This window comes from Mesorhizobium sp. M0011 (assembly GCF_040324155.1).
Taxonomy (GTDB): Bacteria; Pseudomonadota; Alphaproteobacteria; order Rhizobiales; family Rhizobiaceae; genus Mesorhizobium.
Map to the genome: position 1 here is coordinate 13,778 of NZ_JAMYVQ010000014.1, position 17,747 is coordinate 31,524.

At 62.7% G+C, this 17,747-nt stretch carries 16 protein-coding genes; 3 read left to right on the forward strand and 13 right to left on the reverse strand.

Translation table 11 applies throughout. The annotated features are described in order from the left end of the window. The first annotated feature begins 130 nt into the window (after positions 1–130). Positions 131–1,132 carry a KpsF/GutQ family sugar-phosphate isomerase gene (locus NKK51_RS16750; RefSeq protein WP_127414279.1) on the forward strand — a complete coding sequence of 334 codons (1,002 nt, stop codon included), beginning with the start codon at positions 131–133 and terminating at the stop codon, positions 1,130–1,132. 65 nt (positions 1,133–1,197) lie between these two features. On the opposite strand, the gene NKK51_RS16755 is transcribed toward NKK51_RS16750, so the two are convergent. From NKK51_RS16755 to NKK51_RS16790, 8 genes are all read right to left on the reverse strand, one after another. Continuing rightward, a complete protein-coding gene (locus NKK51_RS16755; protein WP_023810067.1) occupies positions 1,198–1,662 on the reverse strand; it encodes an NfeD family protein in 465 nt (154 codons plus the stop codon). An 11-nt stretch (positions 1,663–1,673) separates the two neighbouring features. Then, positions 1,674–2,624, reverse strand: a complete 951-nt coding sequence (locus NKK51_RS16760) for an SPFH domain-containing protein (protein ID WP_127259978.1) — start codon at positions 2,622–2,624, stop codon at positions 1,674–1,676. 121 nt (positions 2,625–2,745) lie between these two features. Next, the gene (locus tag NKK51_RS16765; protein WP_352554013.1) at positions 2,746–3,957 is read right to left on the reverse strand and encodes an NAD(P)/FAD-dependent oxidoreductase; all 1,212 of its coding nucleotides are present in this window, start codon (positions 3,955–3,957) and stop codon (positions 2,746–2,748) included. A 156-nt stretch (positions 3,958–4,113) separates the two neighbouring features. Then, positions 4,114–5,178, reverse strand: a complete 1,065-nt coding sequence (hemH, locus tag NKK51_RS16770) for a ferrochelatase (protein WP_352554014.1) — start codon at positions 5,176–5,178, stop codon at positions 4,114–4,116. Between the two features lie 236 nt (positions 5,179–5,414). Continuing rightward, a complete protein-coding gene (locus tag NKK51_RS16775; protein WP_352554015.1) occupies positions 5,415–7,472 on the reverse strand; it encodes a 5'-nucleotidase C-terminal domain-containing protein in 2,058 nt (685 codons plus the stop codon). A gap of 187 nt (positions 7,473–7,659) precedes the next feature. Continuing rightward, positions 7,660–8,040 carry an outer membrane lipoprotein Omp10 gene (gene omp10, locus NKK51_RS16780; protein WP_031212818.1) on the reverse strand — a complete coding sequence of 127 codons (381 nt, stop codon included), beginning with the start codon at positions 8,038–8,040 and terminating at the stop codon, positions 7,660–7,662. A gap of 85 nt (positions 8,041–8,125) precedes the next feature. Next, on the reverse strand, positions 8,126–9,571 hold the full coding sequence (locus NKK51_RS16785; protein WP_352554016.1) for a homospermidine synthase: 1,446 nt from the start codon (positions 9,569–9,571) through the stop codon (positions 8,126–8,128). A 219-nt stretch (positions 9,572–9,790) separates the two neighbouring features. Next, positions 9,791–10,822, reverse strand: coding sequence for a LacI family DNA-binding transcriptional regulator (locus NKK51_RS16790; RefSeq protein ID WP_164892874.1), 1,032 nt, complete (start codon positions 10,820–10,822; stop codon positions 9,791–9,793). A gap of 213 nt (positions 10,823–11,035) precedes the next feature. On the opposite strand from NKK51_RS16790, the gene NKK51_RS16795 reads away from it, so the two are divergent. Both NKK51_RS16795 and NKK51_RS16800 read left to right on the forward strand, forming a co-directional pair. Then, positions 11,036–11,365: a MoaF-related domain-containing protein gene (locus NKK51_RS16795; protein WP_023810059.1), complete on the forward strand. Its 330-nt coding sequence runs from the start codon at positions 11,036–11,038 to the stop codon at positions 11,363–11,365. A 95-nt stretch (positions 11,366–11,460) separates the two neighbouring features. Continuing rightward, positions 11,461–11,904, forward strand: coding sequence for a hypothetical protein (locus tag NKK51_RS16800; RefSeq protein WP_031212814.1), 444 nt, complete (start codon positions 11,461–11,463; stop codon positions 11,902–11,904). On the opposite strand, the gene NKK51_RS16805 is transcribed toward NKK51_RS16800, so the two are convergent. The 5 genes from NKK51_RS16805 to NKK51_RS16825 all read right to left on the reverse strand — a co-directional run bounded on the left by NKK51_RS16805 (position 11,901) and on the right by NKK51_RS16825 (position 17,724). Then, positions 11,901–12,821, reverse strand: a complete 921-nt coding sequence (locus NKK51_RS16805) for a heme-dependent oxidative N-demethylase family protein (RefSeq protein WP_352554017.1) — start codon at positions 12,819–12,821, stop codon at positions 11,901–11,903. The genes NKK51_RS16800 and NKK51_RS16805 overlap by 4 nt on opposite strands. Before the next feature lie 3 nt (positions 12,822–12,824). Then, a complete protein-coding gene (locus NKK51_RS16810; protein WP_023810056.1) occupies positions 12,825–13,487 on the reverse strand; it encodes an aminotransferase class IV family protein in 663 nt (220 codons plus the stop codon). After that, positions 13,436–14,581, reverse strand: a complete 1,146-nt coding sequence (locus tag NKK51_RS16815; protein WP_352554018.1) for an aminodeoxychorismate synthase component I — start codon at positions 14,579–14,581, stop codon at positions 13,436–13,438. The genes NKK51_RS16810 and NKK51_RS16815 overlap by 52 nt, the downstream gene beginning before the upstream one ends. A gap of 181 nt (positions 14,582–14,762) precedes the next feature. Then, positions 14,763–15,530 carry a helix-hairpin-helix domain-containing protein gene (locus NKK51_RS16820; protein ID WP_352554019.1) on the reverse strand — a complete coding sequence of 256 codons (768 nt, stop codon included), beginning with the start codon at positions 15,528–15,530 and terminating at the stop codon, positions 14,763–14,765. A 361-nt stretch (positions 15,531–15,891) separates the two neighbouring features. Next, positions 15,892–17,724, reverse strand: a complete 1,833-nt coding sequence (locus NKK51_RS16825) for a M3 family oligoendopeptidase (protein WP_352554063.1) — start codon at positions 17,722–17,724, stop codon at positions 15,892–15,894. Positions 17,725–17,747 lie beyond the last annotated feature (23 nt).

The following is a 17,747-nucleotide window of genomic DNA, read 5'->3' on the forward strand; positions in this document are numbered from 1 at the left end:
TCATACCGCGTGCGTCAAGCTTTTGGTTTTCGCCCCTGCCGTCGTCAAAAACCACCGCACACGTTCGGGCAACACGCCTTGGGCCATTTCTGTTGGACAGCGCGCCGGCAAAGCGCTAATCGCATCAGCCATGCATGCGGGATCCCTGGATAAGAAGCCTTCGGACAGGCAAGCCTCGATCGCTTCGGCGCTGAGGACGGTGGCAACAGAACAGGCTGGGGTTGCAGCCCTTGCCGAGGCCTTGGAGAACGGATTGGCCGCGCCTTTCGCGCAGGCGGTCGAGATGATCTCTGGGATTGAAGGCCGGCTCATCGTCACCGGTGTCGGCAAAAGCGGCCATATCGGTTCGAAGATCGCCGCGACGCTGGCCTCGACCGGCACGCCGGCTTTCTTTGTCCATCCCGCAGAAGCCAACCACGGCGATCTCGGCATGATCGCCAGGGACGACGCCATCATCGCCATGTCGTGGTCGGGCGAGAGCAAGGAACTGATGGGCATCGTCGCCTATTCCAGGCGCTTTTCCATTCCGCTGATCGCCATCACCGCCGGAGAGACATCGGCGCTGGCGCGGGCGGCGGACGTGGTGCTGCTTTTGCCGCGCGCTCCGGAAGCCTGCCCGCACGGCCTGGCGCCAACGACATCGACGCTGCTGCAACTGGTGATGGGCGACGCGCTGGCGATCGCGCTGCTCGAAGCACGCGGCTTCACGCCGGATCATTTCCGCACCTTTCACCCGGGCGGCCAGCTCGGCGCCAACCTGACGCAGATCCGCGAGATCATGCATGTCGGCGACAGGCTGCCGCTGGTGGTCGCGGGCACCGGCATGCAGGACGCGATCCTGGAACTGTCGCGCAAGGGGTTTGGCTGCGTCGCGATCACCGACGCCGACGGTGCGCTGGTCGGCATCATCACCGATGGCGACATCCGCCGTCACATCGGCAGCAATCTGCTGGCGATGACGGTGGATCAGGTGATGACAAAAGGCCCGAAGACCGCGACGCCGGACACGCTGGTGGCAACGGCGCTGCAAACGATCAACAATTCAGCCATCACCAGCCTGATGGTGGTGGAGGGCCGGAAACCAGTCGGCCTCATCCACCTGCATGACCTGCTGCGTATCGGCGCGGCCTAAGGCGCGTCGATATTCAGGTGATGCCGGCCTGACCCGGATCTCGACACACTCTTAACGCCGCTCGTTCAGACCGCCTCGACGGTCAGTTCCAGATCCGTATCGGCTGCGCCCGTCACGCGCACTTGCGTGCCGGCCGGCAAATCCGGGCCGGAGACACGCCACAGCGTATCGCCCAGCTTGATGCGGCCGCGTCCGTCCCGGATCGGCTCGGCAAGTGTCGCCATCCTGCCGACCATTTGCGCGCCGCGCCGGTTGAGCAGCGGCTGGTCGGTCGGGTCGTTGCGGCTGCCGACCAGCTTTTTGCCGACATAGGCCGAGACCAGCGACAGCGCCAGGAAGGCGAGGACCTGAACCTGCCAGGTCCAGAAGCCGGCGTCCCAGATCAGCAGCGACACGGCGCCGATGATCAGCGCGGCGATGCCGATCCACAGCATGAAGATACCCGGTGCGATGATTTCCATCACCAGCAGGACGAAACCGAGTACCATCCAGTTCCACGGGCCGAGTTCGGAAACGATGCGGTCGATCATTGGTTTCGACCTCAGTTGTCGGTTGGGCGAACGACCGGCGGGCGCGCGGCCTGCCTTTGCGAGCCGGTCGTGCCTTCGCTGCGGAAGACTTCCTTGGCGATCTCGCCGATGCCGCCGAGCGAGCCGATCAGCGACGATGCCTCGAAGGGCATCAGCACGATCTTGCTGTTGGTGGCCGTGCCGATCCTGCCAAGCGCTTCAGTGTATTTCAGCGCTACGAAATAGTTCAGCGCCTGCACATCTCCTTTGGAGATCGCTTCCGACACCACCTGGGTGGCGCGGGCTTCCGCCTCGGCCGAGCGCTCGCGCGCCTCGGCATCGCGGAAGGCGGCTTCCTTGCGGCCCTCGGCCTCGAGGATCTGCGACTGCTTGAGGCCTTCGGCGGCAAGGATCTGGGCACGCTTGTTGCGTTCCGCGGTCATCTGCCGGCCCATCGATTCGATAAGGTTGGCCGGCGGGTTGATGTCCTTGATTTCGACGCGGGTGATCTTGATGCCCCACGGGTGGGCTGCTTCATCGACGACGCGCAGCAGGCGCTCGTTGATGGCGTCGCGGTTCGACAGGAGTTCATCGAGGTCCATCGAACCCATGACGGTACGGATGTTGGTCATCGTCAAATTGAGGATGGCGTTCTGCAGGCCGGAAACCTGGTAGGCGGCCTGCGCCGCGTTGAGGATCTGGAAAAAGGCAATGCCGTCGACACCGACGATGGCGTTGTCCCGGGTGATGATTTCCTGGCTCGGGACGTCGAGCACCTGCTCCATCATGTTCATCTTGGCGCCGATGCGGTCGATGAACGGGTAAATGAAATTGAGACCCGGGCTCAGTGTCTTGGTGTAACGGCCAAAGCGCTCCACCGTATAGTTGTAGCCTTGCGGGATTGTCCTGATGCCTTTGATCAGCAGCACCAATACCAGAAGGGCAAGTGCACCAACCGCAATATCGAAACCACTGAAATCCATTTGGCTCTCCCTCAGACGAAGGCCGCTCAAGCCATTCTCGCGCAGCCGACTTCACCAAAGACTTAAGTGTGTTTCAGATGCGTTACAATCAGGTGATGATGGATTGTTTATAGGTTTGCACTCAGCGGTTGAAGGCGAACAGCCTTGCATCCGTGTCATCCAGCCCGTTGACCGAAGCCGGGACAATTTCGGAAGCGATCTGCGAGAAGGTGATGCCGTTGCCGCCGTAGCCCAGCACCGCATGGATGCGCGGGTGGCGGGGAATGGCGCCGATATAAGGCAGGCCGGTGGTCGTGGTGCCGAACGAGCCGGTCCAGGCAAAATCGGGTCTGGTGTCGAGATGCGGAAATATCAGGCCGAGCTTCTCGGCGATGCGTGTGCTCTTGTCGGCGATCAGCTCGTCGCGCCGCGCTTCGTCGATAAAATCCTCGTCCTCGCCGCCGCATATGACCCGGCCGTCGACCGTCGTGCGCATATACAGATACGGCTCCGACGCTTCCCAGATGAATGCTGCGTCCGGCCAGAGCTTTCGCGGTTGCGGGCGTGTCGCAATCGCCCATGTCGAGATGATCCGGTGGGCCGCGGCCGGCACGATGTCGACAAGTTCGTAGCCGGTGGCCAGAACAACATGTCGTGCGGTTATGGTTGGGCCATCCCTGGTCGCGACGACAACAGCTTCGGCGCTGTCCTCGATCATTGTGGCTTCGACGGGGGCATAGAAGCGTGCCTTGCGCTCCAGGGATTTCAGCAGCAGCCCAGCCGTCAGCTTGCGCGGGTCGAGCGCGATGTTGCCGTGGCCGAGAATGGCGCCTTGGCGGTCGATGCCGAATTTCTCGGCTAGCTGTTGTCGGGTTAAGCAGATGGCGCCGATGCCGGCTAGCCGACGTGCCTCGGCCTCGTCGCGCAGTTCCGACGGACCAAGCATCGTGCCGGCCAGATAGAGTGATGGCATGCGGCTCAGGCCACAGTTGATGCCGAGTTCGGCGATGCGTCCGGCGAGATTGGAGACGGCGAGCCGCGAGCGTCGCCAGGCCTGCTGGGCCGAGGCTCTGCCAACCATCTTCGAGAGCGTGGAGAGGGGCTGGTCTATTTCGAATGCCACCAGTGCGGTGGTTGCGGCGGTCGAGCCCTTCAGCGGGCCGCGCCGGTCGATGCAGATCACCCGATGGCCATCGGCCGTCAGCGCCTCGGCCATCATGGCGCCGCTGATGCCCATGCCGACGATCAGCACATCCGTCTTGACGTCCCGGATCAGGCCGTCCGTCGGCACCGCAGGCGCGCGATAGGCCGACCAGACGGGCTGGCCAGTTCTGAGGTCGAGTTTGCGGGGCATCGCATTCTCCGGAAGGCGCGCCTTAACGGCCCGGAGCTTGTGTTGTTCCGGAGTTAGAGCGGCGAGCCGCTCTAACTCTCTGGTTGACGAAATTCCCAAGGGAAAGCGCTATGCTTTTCCCGGGAAAACCGTTTCACACTTTTCCTGGAATTTCTCCTACACCCAGCCGGACAGCTCGCGCCGCACCATCGCCTCGATCACCGCCATCCCTTCCGCGCTATCGTTGAGGCAAGGGATGTGAGCGAAATTCTTGCCGCCGGCATGGTGAAAGGTTTCGGCCGCCTCGCGGCCGATCTCGTCCAGCGTCTCGATGCAGTCGACGGAAAAGCCCGGATTGACGATGGCGATCGACTTGACGCCGTCCTGCGCGAGTTTTTCCACCGTCTTGTCGGTATAGGGCTGCAGCCATTCCTGCGCGCCGAAGCGCGACTGGAAGGTGATGATCAGTTTCTTGTCATCCCAGCCAAGCCGTTCGCGCAGCAGCCGCGTCGTCTTCTGGCAATGGCAATGATAGGGGTCGCCCTTCTCGAAATAGGGTTTTGGAATGCCGTGATAGGAGGTGATGACCACCTCCGGCTCGAAGTCCAGCGTCGCCAGATGCCGTTCGATCGAGCGCGCCAGCGCTTCGATGTAGACCGGTTCGTCATAGTAGGGCGGCACGCTGCGGACGGCCGGTGCGCGGCGCATTTTCATCAGCGCGCGAAACAGCTGGTCGTTGGCTGTTGCCGTGGTCGTCGCTGAATATTGCGGATAGAGCGGGAAGGAAAGAATGCGGTCGCAGCCCTGGTCGACCAGACGCTGGGCAATGCTGGCGGTTGAAGGGTTGCCGTAGCGCATCGCCCAGTCGACGACGACATCAGGCAGGTCGCTCAGCGCTTCAGCCAGCTTTTCGGCTTGGGCGCGGGTATAGGTGCGCAGCGGCGACTCGTTCTTTTCCCGGTTCCAGATCCGTGCGTAGTTGGCGCCCGACTTCTTGGGCCGCCTGGTGAGCACAAGGCCATAGAGGATCGGATACCAGATTGCCCTGTTGAGTTCGATGACGCGCGGGTCGGACAGGAATTCACGGAGATACCGCCACATCGGCTTGAAATCGGTGCCGTCGGGCGTGCCCAGATTGACCAGCATGACGCCAATCCTGCCCGCCTTGACCGGCGGATGCCCAGCGGGCAACGGGCCGAGCGCCTTTGCGGCCTTGGGTTCGGCAGGGGTGGGAAGCGTCATAAGGGTTCTCCGGAAGACGCGAACCTAACCATCTTGCGCGCGCTTTCAATGCAGCGTCTGGCCGCACCTTAAAGCGGATTGTCTGAATGGATTCAGACGACCCGCTTTAAGTCCTTGTTTTCATGCATGTCGTTCTCCCAAAACCGAGTTCACTTTTGGGCGACATGCATTAGCCCGAAAACAGGACGCCCGTCCGGTTTTCGGGCGGGCGGTGTCATTCAGGCATATAAGCGAGGCTATTTCGGCGGGATGGTCAGCGTTGCGCCGACCGGAAGCCGGCGCGGCTCATAGCCCTTGTTGGCGCCCGAAATGACCTTCCACTTGGCACCGTCGCCATAGGCCTTCTTGGCCAGGTCCCAATAGGTGTCGCCGGCAACGATGACATGGCTGGCTTCGGCCGGCGCGGCCTCCGCAGGCTTTGCCGGCTCGGCGGCGAGAGCCGGTGCCGCCGGGGCGGGGGCTGCTTCAGCCGGTTTTGCCGCCTCGGCCGGTGGCGCTGGCGGGGGTGGCGCTCCCTCTGTCGATATGGCCGGGGGCGTGTTGGCGATGTCGCCCGAGTTGGCCGGCAATTCGGGCATTGCCGGTGCCGCATCGGCGGGCTTGGCGGCTTCAGCCGTTGCCGGGGCCGCTTCGGCTGGCTTTGCCGGCTCAGCAGCCGGGGCCGCAGGCGCCGCGGCGACGGTCGCGGCTATTTCGGTGATGCGGCCGTCGAGCTTCGGCGTGTAGGGTCGGTGGGCACCGAGATAGTCGGCAACCACCTGTTCGAGGCCGGGGCCGTAATCGTAGGCATTCTTGGCCTTGTCGGCGAAGATCTTGTAGCCGTCGCCGCCCTGGCGGACATAGTTGTTGGTTGCGACCAGATAGTCCTTGTCCGGCTTGATCGGCGTCCAGGCGCCGCCTTCCATGACCTCCACCGATTTGACGCGGCCGGCATTGGGCGCGACGGATTTGTCGAAGGAATATTTCAGGCCGGCGACCTGGGGGAAGCGCCCGGCGCCGTCCTCGACCTGGCTGAGGCCGCCCTCGAGGCCGGCCACCAGATCCTTGCCCGAAATCTGGAAGGTCGCCAGCGTGTTCTGGAACGGCAGCACGGCCAGCACCTCGCCCATGGTGACGGTGCCCTTGTCGATCGAGGCGCGCAGGCCACCGCCATTGGAGATGACGATCTCGACGCCCTGTCCCTTGACGCGGTCGAGGACGGCGTCGGAGACGAGATTGCCCATCGCGCATTCTCGGGTGCGGCAGCTCTCACGACTGCCGTCGATGACGTCGGTGGTTTCCGCCACTTCCTTGTTCTTCAGCGCCTCGATCGGCGCGCCAAGTTCCTTGATGCGGGCGAGCACGGCCGGGTCGGGGGTGATCGACTTGTCGAGATAGATCGGGTCGCCGCTGGCCGATTTGACGACGCCATTGTCGTCGAACACCACCTTGAACTCACCGAGATATTTCGAGTAGGACGCCGCCTGCACCACCGGCACCTTGTAGCCGTCCGGATTGTCGACCATCGTCGGGTAGGGGCCTTCCGCCTTCGGATCGGTGTTCGACAGCAGGGAATGGCTGTGGCCGCCGACGACGACATCGATGCCCGGGATCTTGGCAATGACGTCGCGTTCGCGCCTGTAGCCGATATGGGTCACGGCGATGATCTTGTTGACGCCTTCGCCCTTGAGCTTCTCGACTTCGGCGGTGATCGACTTGACGTCGTCCTCTATTGCGACGTTGGGTCCGGGGGAAGCGAGGTCCGGCGTGTCGTTGGTGATCGCGCCGATGATGCCGATCTTCTGACCGCCGACCTCGACGACAACAGACGGCTTGATGCGGTCGCCGAGCTTGGATTGCGCGTTGGCCTTCACATTGGCGCCGAGCACCGGGAACTTGATCATGTCGAGGAACGGCGCCAGGGCCACTTCGCCGTCGTCGAATTCATGGTTGCCGAGCGCCATGGCATCGAACTTCATCTCGTTGAGGAATTCGCCTTCGACCTTGCCCTTGTAAGTGGAGTAGAACAGTGAGCCCTGGAAATTGTCGCCTGCGCTGAGCAGCAGCACGTTCTGGCCTTCCAGCTTCTTGCGCTCCTGGGCGATCGCGGTGATCAGCCGGCCCGCGCCGCCGATGCACTCGCCCTTGGTTTCCTCGTCCGCCGAGCAGGTCGATTCATATTTGTTGTTGCCTTCGATGCGGCTGTGCCAGTCGTTGATATGCAGGATCTTCAGCGTGTAGTCGGCAAAGGACGCGCCGGCCGACAGACCGAGTGCTGAGGCTGACAGGGCAGCAATGGCGGCAAGCTTCTTCATCTTCGTCTCCCGGAAAGCTGGTCAGAGGCCACTAGCGCTCTTGTTTGACTGGAACATTACAGCCGGCGCTTCGGCCATGTTCCCATCGCGTTCCGGATGACGCAAGCGGAATCCGGGACCCTTTGCCGGCACAAAAAAGGACGGTGGCCAACCGGCCGCCGTCCTTGGAAAATGAATGGTCGTGGGTTCAGACGCGCCTTGTCAGCACGAAATTCTGACCGCTGGAGCTCGTGCAGTTGAGCTGGCTTGTCGATACCATCAGGCAGTTGAAGCTGACCGCGGTCTGGCGGATCAGCGAGGTGCCGCTGATCTGCACCGATGTGGCGCCTGTCATCGTATAGCTGCCGTCGGCAAGCTTCTGGCCGGTGTCGGTGGCGACCGTCGTGAAAGTACCGCCGGCGAAGGTCGACAGGCCGGTGCCTTTGGCGTCGATCCAGGAGCCCTCGACGCCTTTCGGCGCCGCCGCCATGGGCGGCTCATCGGGACCGCTGGTCGCACAAGCAGCAAGCCCGGCCAAGGCTGCCGCCGCTACGCTCATCGAAAGAACTTTGCGCGCAATGTTGTTCATATGAAAATCCTCTCCTCAGTCCGCATCCCTTCAATCGCCCGATTTCCGGGCGATTGCAAGGCAGTGAGGCAGGTAGGCGGTGCTGCTATCGCACAAGGATGTTGCGGAACTGCCACGGGTCGTTGCGGTCGAGGTCTTCCGGGAACAGGCCGGGACGGTTATCGAGCGGCGTCCAGTCGGTGTAGTAGCCCTTGACCGGTCCGAGATACTGGGACTGCACTTCCAGGCACCGCCTGTAGTCCATCTCGTCGGCTTCGACGATGCCGGCCTCGGGGTTTTCCAGCGCCCAGACCATGCCCGAGAGCACCGCCGAGGTGACCTGCATGCCGGTGGCGTTCTGATAGGGCGCCAGCTTGCGCGCCTCGGCGAGCGACAGCTGCGAGCCGTACCAGTAGGCATTCTTGTCGTGGCCGTAGAGCAGCACGCCGAGTTCGTCGACGCCGTCGATCAACTCGTTCTCGTCGAGCACATGATGCACCGGCTGAGGCTTGCCGGCGGCGCCGAACATTTCGTCAAGCGACAGCATCGCGTCGTTGCAGGGATGGTAGGCATAGTGGCAGGTCGGGCGGTAATGCACCTTGCCCTTCTTGGAACGCACGGTGAAGAAATCGGCGATCGAGATCGCCTCATTATGCGTCACCAGCAGGCCGTATTGCGCGCCGGGCGTCGGGCACCATGAGCGCACGCGCGTGTTGGCGCCCGGCTGCTCCAGATAGATGGCGGCCTTCGAGCCTTGCTTGTGCTTCTTGGCGTTCTTCGGCATCCACGTCTCATGCGTGCCCCAGCCGAGTTCGGCAGGCTGCAGGCCCTCGGAGATGAAGCCTTCGACCGACCAGGTGTTCCAGAACACATTCATCGGCTTCGGCTTCTTGGTGCGCTGGGTGTCGCGTTCGGCGATGTGGATGCCCTTGACGCCGGCCTTCTTCATCAGCTTGGCCCAGCCCTCGCGGTCGTCCTGCGCGGGCTCCGAGAATTCCAGGCCAAGATCGGTGGCGAGATTGACCAACGCCTGCTTGACGAACCACGAGACCATGCCTGGATTGGCGCCGCAGGTGGAGACCGCCGTAGCGCCGCCGGGCTTGTCGTGCTTTTCCTTGAGCAGCGACTCTCGCAGCGCGTAATTGGTGCGGCTGGCGTTGTCCGCCTTGGCGTCGAAATAGAAGCCGAGCCACGGCTCGACGACGGTGTCGATGTAGAGCACACCAAGCTTGCGGCAGAGCCGCATCAGATCCACCGAGCCGGTATCGACCGACAGGTTGATGCAAAAGCCCTGGCCGCCGCCATTGGTCAGAAGCGGGGTCAAGAGCTTCTTGTAGTTCTTCTCGGTCACCGCTTCCTGGACGAAGGCGATGCCGCGCTCGTCGAGCAGCTTGCGGTCGGTGTCGCGCGGGTCGATGACCGTCATGCGCGACTTGTCGAACTTGAAATGGCGTTCGATCAGCGGCAGCGTTCCCCGGCCGATCGAGCCGAAGCCGATCATCACGACGGGGCCGCTGATCTCACCGTAAACGGGCCAGTTTTCATTCGCCATTTTATCGAGCACTCCTTCAAAACCCAGGAAACTGGGAAAACACGCGCAAAACCGGGAATTTCTGCCCGGCGGCCATGCGCTACATCATAGATCATTGTCACAAACCAGCGAAAAGCGCCAACCAGCGGCTACGCTGCGTTGGCTACGTGGTTAAGGCCGAAACCGTGGATGAGTGGCTCTATCCGAGCCTGAGCTTGCCCATTCGCCAAGCGCACCGGTTTAACGGATTTTTGCCCTCGGCGCGGCTGTGGACGCCCTAACCACCAGTTCCACGGGCAGAACGACTTGGCGGGGCGGTTGATTGTCAAGAACCATGCGGGCGGCGAGCCTGCCTTTTCCGATCACGTCTTGCGCGACAGTCGTCAACGGAGGCGTGGTGCGTGCGGATTCGGCAGTGCCATCGAAGCCGATAACCGACACATGGCGCGGCACCTCTATGCCACGACGAACCGCCTCGTCGAGTATTGTGATCGCTTGCCAATCCGACATGGTCAGGATTGCGGTTGCTTCGGGCACATTGTCGAATACCACCGCCCCAGCAGATGGATCGCCCGGCGTCGTCTCGATGATCGGAACATCGTCGATCGACAAGTTCGCCTCCGCCAAACCCTGTTTGAAACCGTCGAGCCTTTCGTCGTCGAGTGAGAAGCCGGCTAGAAGCGGGCGCTCTGCCTGTCCGGGCATGTGCACGATCGGAGGGCCTGGAGTCCTCCGTATGGAAAGGATGGCAAAATGCCGGTGCCCTAACCCGGTCAGATGCCGGACGGCGGCGACCGCGCCACTTCTGCCGTCGATCTTTATCGAATTGATGTCGGGACCTGCGTCATTTTCGAGAATGACGAAGGGCAGGCGCCGTCGTTGTGCCGATGTTATGAGACCGATGTCCCCGCTGTGACCAAGGATGAAGCCGTCAACGAGGGCCTCGCGGATGCTGGCGAAGCGGGTATTGTCGGTGCCGTTTACAAGGCTGAGCGTCGTTCCGGCCTCGTCGCAGGCGAGCGAAACGCCCAGCACCAACTCGCGGCCATAGGGGCTTCTCATCACCTCGGCGATGGCGTAGGCGCCAGGTGGCATGAACCCGATGGCATTGAACTTGCCATCCCGCAGCAATCGTCCTTTCGGGTCGGGGCCGCCAAATCCGAGCGCTCTTGCGGCCGCTTCAACACGTTGGCGCAATTCAGGCCTGACCAGTTCCGGCCGGTTGAAGACGTTGGAAACAGTGCCCCGGGAGACACCGGCAGCCTTGCCCACATCGGCTAGCGTTGGCATTGTGATTCACCCATTTCCCTTCAGTTAGACCATTTTTTGGAGCGCTCCAAGAATTTCGTTGACTCGAAAGTGAAAAAGGGAGATCGTATCACTTGGAGCGCTCCAAATAAACATATCTGCTATATTTCGCGTCTGAAACAACGGAGATTGTCAAAAGGCTTGGTCACAGCGGCGGCCATGCCCAAGGAGAGAGTCATGGCAGAAACCAATGTTTTTCCAGCCTCGCTTGTCGGTAAGTCTTTCGACTGCGTTTTCGGCCCGTTCGTACCCCGGCTGACGTTTTTCTCGCCGGAGGAATTGCATGTGCAGGCGTCGATCGGTGCCACCGAAATTGACGAGATGGTCAAGATCGACATGACCAGCGTACGCCCGAACCTCGTTCTCATGAGCTGGACGGAGCAGAGCGGCAACTTCATCGTGCAGTTGCAGGATCATGAAAACGGGATCGTCCATAATTATGCGCGTCTGGCCGATGGGCAGCTCTTCTGTGCCCAAGGTGCCATTCAATCCGTTGCGGTGGCGTGACACTGCCGCGTCTTGGCCCGGCCGACCGCGTGCGGCCGGACTCCGATCTGCTGAAGTGCCTGTCATCGATTTCCCTAATGGAGGAGGAAAGTGCGATGGAACTCGCTTACGACAGTCATCTGCTTGCCCGAATTCTGTTGAGCGTCGCGACCGTGGGCTACGGTGTGGTGACGATCAAAGCCGACCTCAACGCCACCCACGCCACCAATCCGCTGTGGACCCCGCACGCCCGGTTTCATGTCGTTTGGCAGGTGCTGAGCTACACCGGAGTTGCGCTGATTGCGCTGGGGCTTATCTGGATCGAGGGGCCACTCGAAGCCGAGCGGCTCTATCTCGCAGGGGGATTGGGCGTCGCTATGTACGGAGCGTTCTTCGTGGCAATGCTCTCACGACCGATTTATGGCGGCGTGCTCTACGACGAGAACGGCTATCTGCCATTCCGACCGCCGTTCGGACCGGCGGGTTGGCGGTGGGATGTCAACGTCACCGTCTTTAGCGCGATGTCCGCGATCCTGCTGCTGGGCCTAGCCGCGATTTAGGACAGCGCCAGCGCCCCGAGCCGGTCGACTAGCCGATCGCGGTCTGATGTCAGGCCCTTGTAGTCGAGATGCGCGAGATCGAGCGCCTTGAGCTGGGCGGCGAAAGACGCCGCGAGCTTCGCCCGATCAGGGTGCCTGGCCAGCACGGCGAGCGGGTCGAGATGGATGCGGATGGTGAACAGGATATCGCGTGAAACAGGCAGTTTGCGCAGGGTTTGCCGCTCGACGCGGATGAAGGCATGGGCGTCGATGTCGCCATCGGGAAAGCGCGACCGCCGATTTGTAGCGCGGTCGATGCGCTGCAGGTCGGAAAGCGGATGGTAGAGCGCGTTACCGGACTGGATCGACCAGTTGTAGCGCTCGACGGCCTGCCCCTGGAGGCCATCGAACATCCGGTTGATGAGTTCCGCCGGACGCGTGCCCGGGCCGAAACCCGGCACCGGCGCGTGGATGTCGTGCAGCGGCTTGCCGAATTTTTCCAGGAGCGACCAGGACGAGGGAAAGCACAGCGAGCCGGCAACGAGACGCCAGCCATTGTCGCCGCGGCGCATCAGGATCAGGTCCTCCTGGATGAGCTGTGAGGCCTTGGCCAGCGGAGCCTCGGCGAGGGAAGCAGGCAGACGGCGCGCCGCGCCCACCACCTCGACGCCTGATCCGATGCACCGATAGATTTCTGGAAACCTGTCCAACAGATGCGCACTGAGCAAGTCGAGCACCTCCTGCTGAGCGTCCCGCGTGCCGTCCTCCTCGACAAAAACCCGCTCGGGGATTTCGGCATAGAGCCGGTACTTCTCGGCGAGATACGGCAGCAGATGGTCGTCGATCTCGATCCAGTCCGCCGGATCGAGCGGCTTCAGCCCGATGCTGAAGAGTTTCGACGAGCCGTCATAGGGCGTGTGGGTGGGCAAAGAGGTCATGCTTCAGATCAGTCTCGCAGGGATTAGTCCGCGCAGCGAATTGCCGACAAAAAGTGCTTTGGCCGACTTCAGGTCGCTGTAGCTGTAGACGGCTTCACGGGCGCGGCCTTCATCCAGAAGCTGCGCGCGCAATACACCAGGCAGCAGGCCGCAGTCGAGCCGGGGTGTGGCCAGCACGCCGTCGCCGAGATCGGCAAAGACATTGGTGATCGTGCCTTCACAGATCTCGCCGCGCTCGTTGGCCATAAGCACCTCGTCGGTCTGGGTGACGAGATATTCGGCGCGGGCATGCGTGTAGAGCTGTCGTCGGCTGGTCTTGTGGCGCAGCAGCGTGTCGTGCGAATCGAGCCTCGTCCGCGCCAGCCGCAGCGTCCAGACCTTGTCGGCGGCGAGCGGTTCATAAGGCTGCGCCGAGGCCGCCACCTTACCATCATGCGACAGGACGAGCCGCGTGCGCATGGCAACGCCGGAACCGCTGACCGCGCTGCTCAGCGCCTCGCCGACCGTGCCTGGATCACAGCGGAAGCCGAGCTCAGCCGCCGAGCCGTAGAGGCGCGCAAGATGGCGATCGAAGCGCAGGAAGCCCGGGCGGGGTTCCCAGCGCATGGTCTCGATCAACTGAAAGTCGGCGGTGTTCCCGTCGCGAAGCGCGCTTTCAGCAGACACTCCTGATACTCCTCCTGCGCCGTCGAATCGAAGACGACGCCGCCTCCGACATTGTAGACGGCCTCGCCGCCCGAAAAGAGCGAGATGGTGCGGATCGCCACGGAAAAGCGCATCGGGCCGCCGGGCGCGATCCAGCCTATGGCGCCGCAATAGGCATCGCGGGGCGTGCCTTCCAGATCGCGCAGGATCTCCATGGCACGGATCTTAGGCGCGCCGGTAATCGAACCGCAAGGAAACAGCGCCGCGAAGATCTGGCGGATAGAGAGACCCGGCAGCAGTCTGGCCCTGACGTCGCTTACCATCTGGTGCACGGTCGGGTAGGTCTCGATGCGGAACAGCGCCGGCACGTCCAGCGTGCCCACCTCGCTGATCAGCGAGATATCGTTGCGCAGGAGATCGACGATCATCCGGTTTTCGGCCTGGTTCTTCTCGTCATTGCGCAGGAAGATCTTCTGCCGTTCGTCCTCGGCTTTGGTGGCGCCGCGCGGCGCCGTTCCCTTCATCGGATGCGTCTCGATCATGCCCTCGGCGTCGATCTCGAAGAACAGTTCAGGCGAGCGCGACAGCACGATGGGTTCACCGAGCGCGATCAGCGCGCCGTATTTCACCGGCTGACGTTCAGTCAATGCATTGAAGGCGGCCAGCGGCTCGCCCGACCACTGCGCATGCACGGGAAAGGTCAAATTGCCCTGGTAGCAATCACCTTGCCGGATGTGCTGGTGCAGTCGCGAGAAGCGTTTTTCATAATCCTCGGGCGACCACGTCGCACGGGCGTCGAATATCGGGCCGTTGGTCGCCGTGGTGTTGCGCGGCGGCACCGCCTCTTCGACCGGGGCATCGAAAACCCCAAGGCACACGAGCGGGGAGCGGCGTCCGTGAGGCAGCAGGGGAACGAGCTTGGGTTCGAGCAGGTAGCCCGCCTCATACGAGAAATAGCCGGCAAGCCATTTGCCTGCATCATGCGCGGCTTGTGCTGCTTCCAGAGCCGGCCCGAAATCCCCTGCTTCGTGCGCCACGATGATATCGGCCGGCCGGTCGAAAACGAGCTGGCGCGCGCTTTTGTCATTGCGAAAAATTGCGGCGGGCAGGGACATGGGCACCGAATGCTGCGGTCAATGAAGCCATCAACCGCTCTATATGGGGTGCCGCCCGCGCGCAATCGAGGGAACGGCACGCTGCCTCTTAAAGCCGACCTTAGGGCCAACTCAGGAACCAAGAGCAAACGGCGGCGCCGATATGGCGCCGCCGCTTGCAATCTTCAATATTCGCCAGCGATCAGCTGTTGCCGGTGGTTCCGGCTGTTGGAAACTGCTTGGCGAATTCCTTCTCGTTGCCGGAGGCGAGCAGCTTGGCCTGCTCGATCCAGCGTTCGCGCGCGATACGGCCGTCGAAATTCATGACGTCCTCGATCCGTTTGATATCGGCCGCGGTCCAGGACGCGATCTGGGCGAAGTTGGTGACGCCTTGCGCCTTGAGCAGCTTCTCGTTGACCGGACCGATACCGATCAGCCGGCGCAGATTGTCGGGCTTGCCGGATGCTGGGCCGGCTGCTGGCTTGGCTGTTGTTGCAGGCTTGCTCGTCGCGGATTTGGCTGGAGCCGAGGCTTTGGTGGCGGCGGGTTTCGCCGCCGGCTTGGCAGAGACCGCCTTGGCAGAGACCGGCTTGGCAGAGACCGCTTTCGCAGCGGCGGCCGGTTTAGCCGGCGCGGGCTTTGTGGCGGCGGATTTGGCCGGCGCGGGGGTCGACATCAGGGCCGCCGGCGCCTGGCTTGCCGGCTTTGCCGCGCTGCTTCCGGCGGCAGGTGCGGCAGGTGCGGCCGGCGCGTCGCGCAGCCGGCGCTCGAGGTCGGCGCGGGTCTTGCCGCATGCATCGAGTTCGCCGGTCAGGCGGTCGCTGTCGGTGCGAAGCCTGTCGCGTTCGCTGCGTGTACGGTCGAGGTCGCCGCGCAAGCTGTCGAGTTCACCGCGCAGGCGCCCCCAAAGGAACCAACCAACCAACACGCCTATCAGGAAGGCCAGGACCACGTAGAAAAAAGTGCCCATTGTCTCTCTCCAGTCAGATCCGTCTGCCGTGGGTCATGACCTTCGGCGAAGGACTACTCTTGGTGGTTCCGCGGTAAGCAGAACAGCCGGCTTCGGTTCGAGCTGCGGCGATCGGCTTTGCTTGCCCATGGCCAACGGCCGTTGTCGCGTTCGCCTGAGCGCCACGGCCAGCTGAGATTTCTCCTCGCCGATCCGCATGCGCTCCGGCTGAGCTTGGAGCGAAGGCTATCATAGAGCTTGTGGAAAGCTATCGGAAAACTTCGGTGGAGAGTACTTCAAGAACAGATATTTAGGGCGATAGTAGAGCTGTCCCAACATGCATTCCGGCTAAACTGTTAGAGCGATGCCTGAGGGACGCGTTTCAAGCGTCGAGCGCTTCCAGCTCGTCGATCAGGCCGCTGATGACGCCAAGTCCGATCTGCCAGAAGGCGGGATCGGTGGCGTCGAGCCCGAAGGGCGCCAGAAGCTCGGAATGATGCTTGGTGCCGCCGGCGCGCAGCATTTCGAAATACTTGTCCTGAAAGCCGCGCTCGGCGTTCTGGTAGACCGCGTAGAGCGAGTTCACCAGGCAGTCACCGAAAGCATAGGCATAGACATAGAAGGGCGAATGGATGAAGTGCGGAATGTAGGTCCAGAACACCTCGTAGCCTTCGCGCAGCTTGATAGCGGGACCCAGACTTTCGGCCTGCACTTCGAGCCAGAACTGACCGAGCCTGTCGGAGGTCAGTTCGCCGTTCTTGCGTTCGGCATGCACCTTGCGCTCGAATTCATAGAAGGCGATCTGGCGTACGACCGTGTTGATCATGTCCTCGACCTTCTGGGCGAGCATGGCCTTGCGCTCGCGCCGGTCGGTGGTCTGGTCGAGTAGCGAGCGGAAGGTCAGCATCTCGCCGAAGACCGATGCCGTCTCGGCCAGCGTCAGCGGCGTCGAGGCCATCAGTGCGCCCTGGCCGCCGGCCAGCACCTGATGCACCCCATGGCCAAGCTCGTGCGCCAGCGTCATCACATCGCGCGGCTTGCCCATGTAGTTGAGCAGGACATAGGGATGTGCCGACGGCACGGTCGGATGCGCGAAGGCGCCAGGCGACTTGCCGGGCCGCACCGGCGCGTCGATCCAGTTGCGGTCGAAGAAGGTTCGTGCGATCTCGGCCATGTCGGGCGAAAAGCGCTGATAGGCGGACAGCACCGTGTTCCTGGCCTCGTCCCAGCCGATGATCGCCTGGGGCGTATCCGGCAACGGCGCGTTGCGGTCCCAGTGGTTCATCACCTCCATGCCCAGCCAGCGCGCCTTCATCGCGTAATAGCGGTGCGACAGGCGCGGATAGGCATCGCGAACGGCGGAAGCCAGGGCGTCCACCACGCTGCGCTCGACGCGGTTGGCGAGATGGCGTGAATCGGCGATGTCCTCGAAGCCGCGCCAGCGGTCGGATATTTCCTTGTCCTTGGCCAGCGTGTTGGTGATCAGCGTGAAGGTGCGCAAATTTTTGCGGAAGGTCGTGGCCAGCGCCTCGGACGCCCGGCGGCGCACCTCGCCGTCGGCGTCCTGCAAACGGTTCAGCGCCGGCTCCAGCGTCAGTTCCTCGCCGTCGATGTCGAAGCGAAGGTCGGTCATCGTCTCGTCGAACAGGCGATTCCAGGCGCCGCGGCCGGTGATCGACTTTTCGTGGAAGAGCTGCTCGACGCGGTCCTCAAGCTGGTAGGGCTTGTCCTTGCGCAGATCGAGCACCCACGGCCGGTAGTGACCGAAGGCGGGATCGCCGGCGAGCGCGCCTTCGATCGACGCATCGTCGATCAGGTTGAGTTCGAGCGCGAAGAACAGAAGGTGCGCGCTGGCGTCGGTCATCTTCTCCTGGATGTCGCCATAGAGCTTGGCGCGCTGCGGATCAGCAGTGTTTCCGGCATAAACCAGTCCCGCATAGGAGACGATGCGGCCGATCAGTTCCTCCAGCGCCTCGTAGGCGACAAGCGCCTCGCCCAACCTGCCGGCGCTGCCGCGCTCGGCCTCGGCGGCCAGCGTGCCTTTCCAGCGGTTCTCGAAGCTGGTCGCATCAGTGGCGGCCTTGGCGATGTCGCGCTTCAGTTCTGGCGCGTCCATGCCGGCATAGAGGTCGGCAAGGTTCCATTCCGGCAGGTCGCCCAGCTCGGCCGCGCCCTGACCGGACGCCGGCGCCGCAAGCCGCCGAGCAGAGACCATGTTGCCAGAATCCTTATGCATTG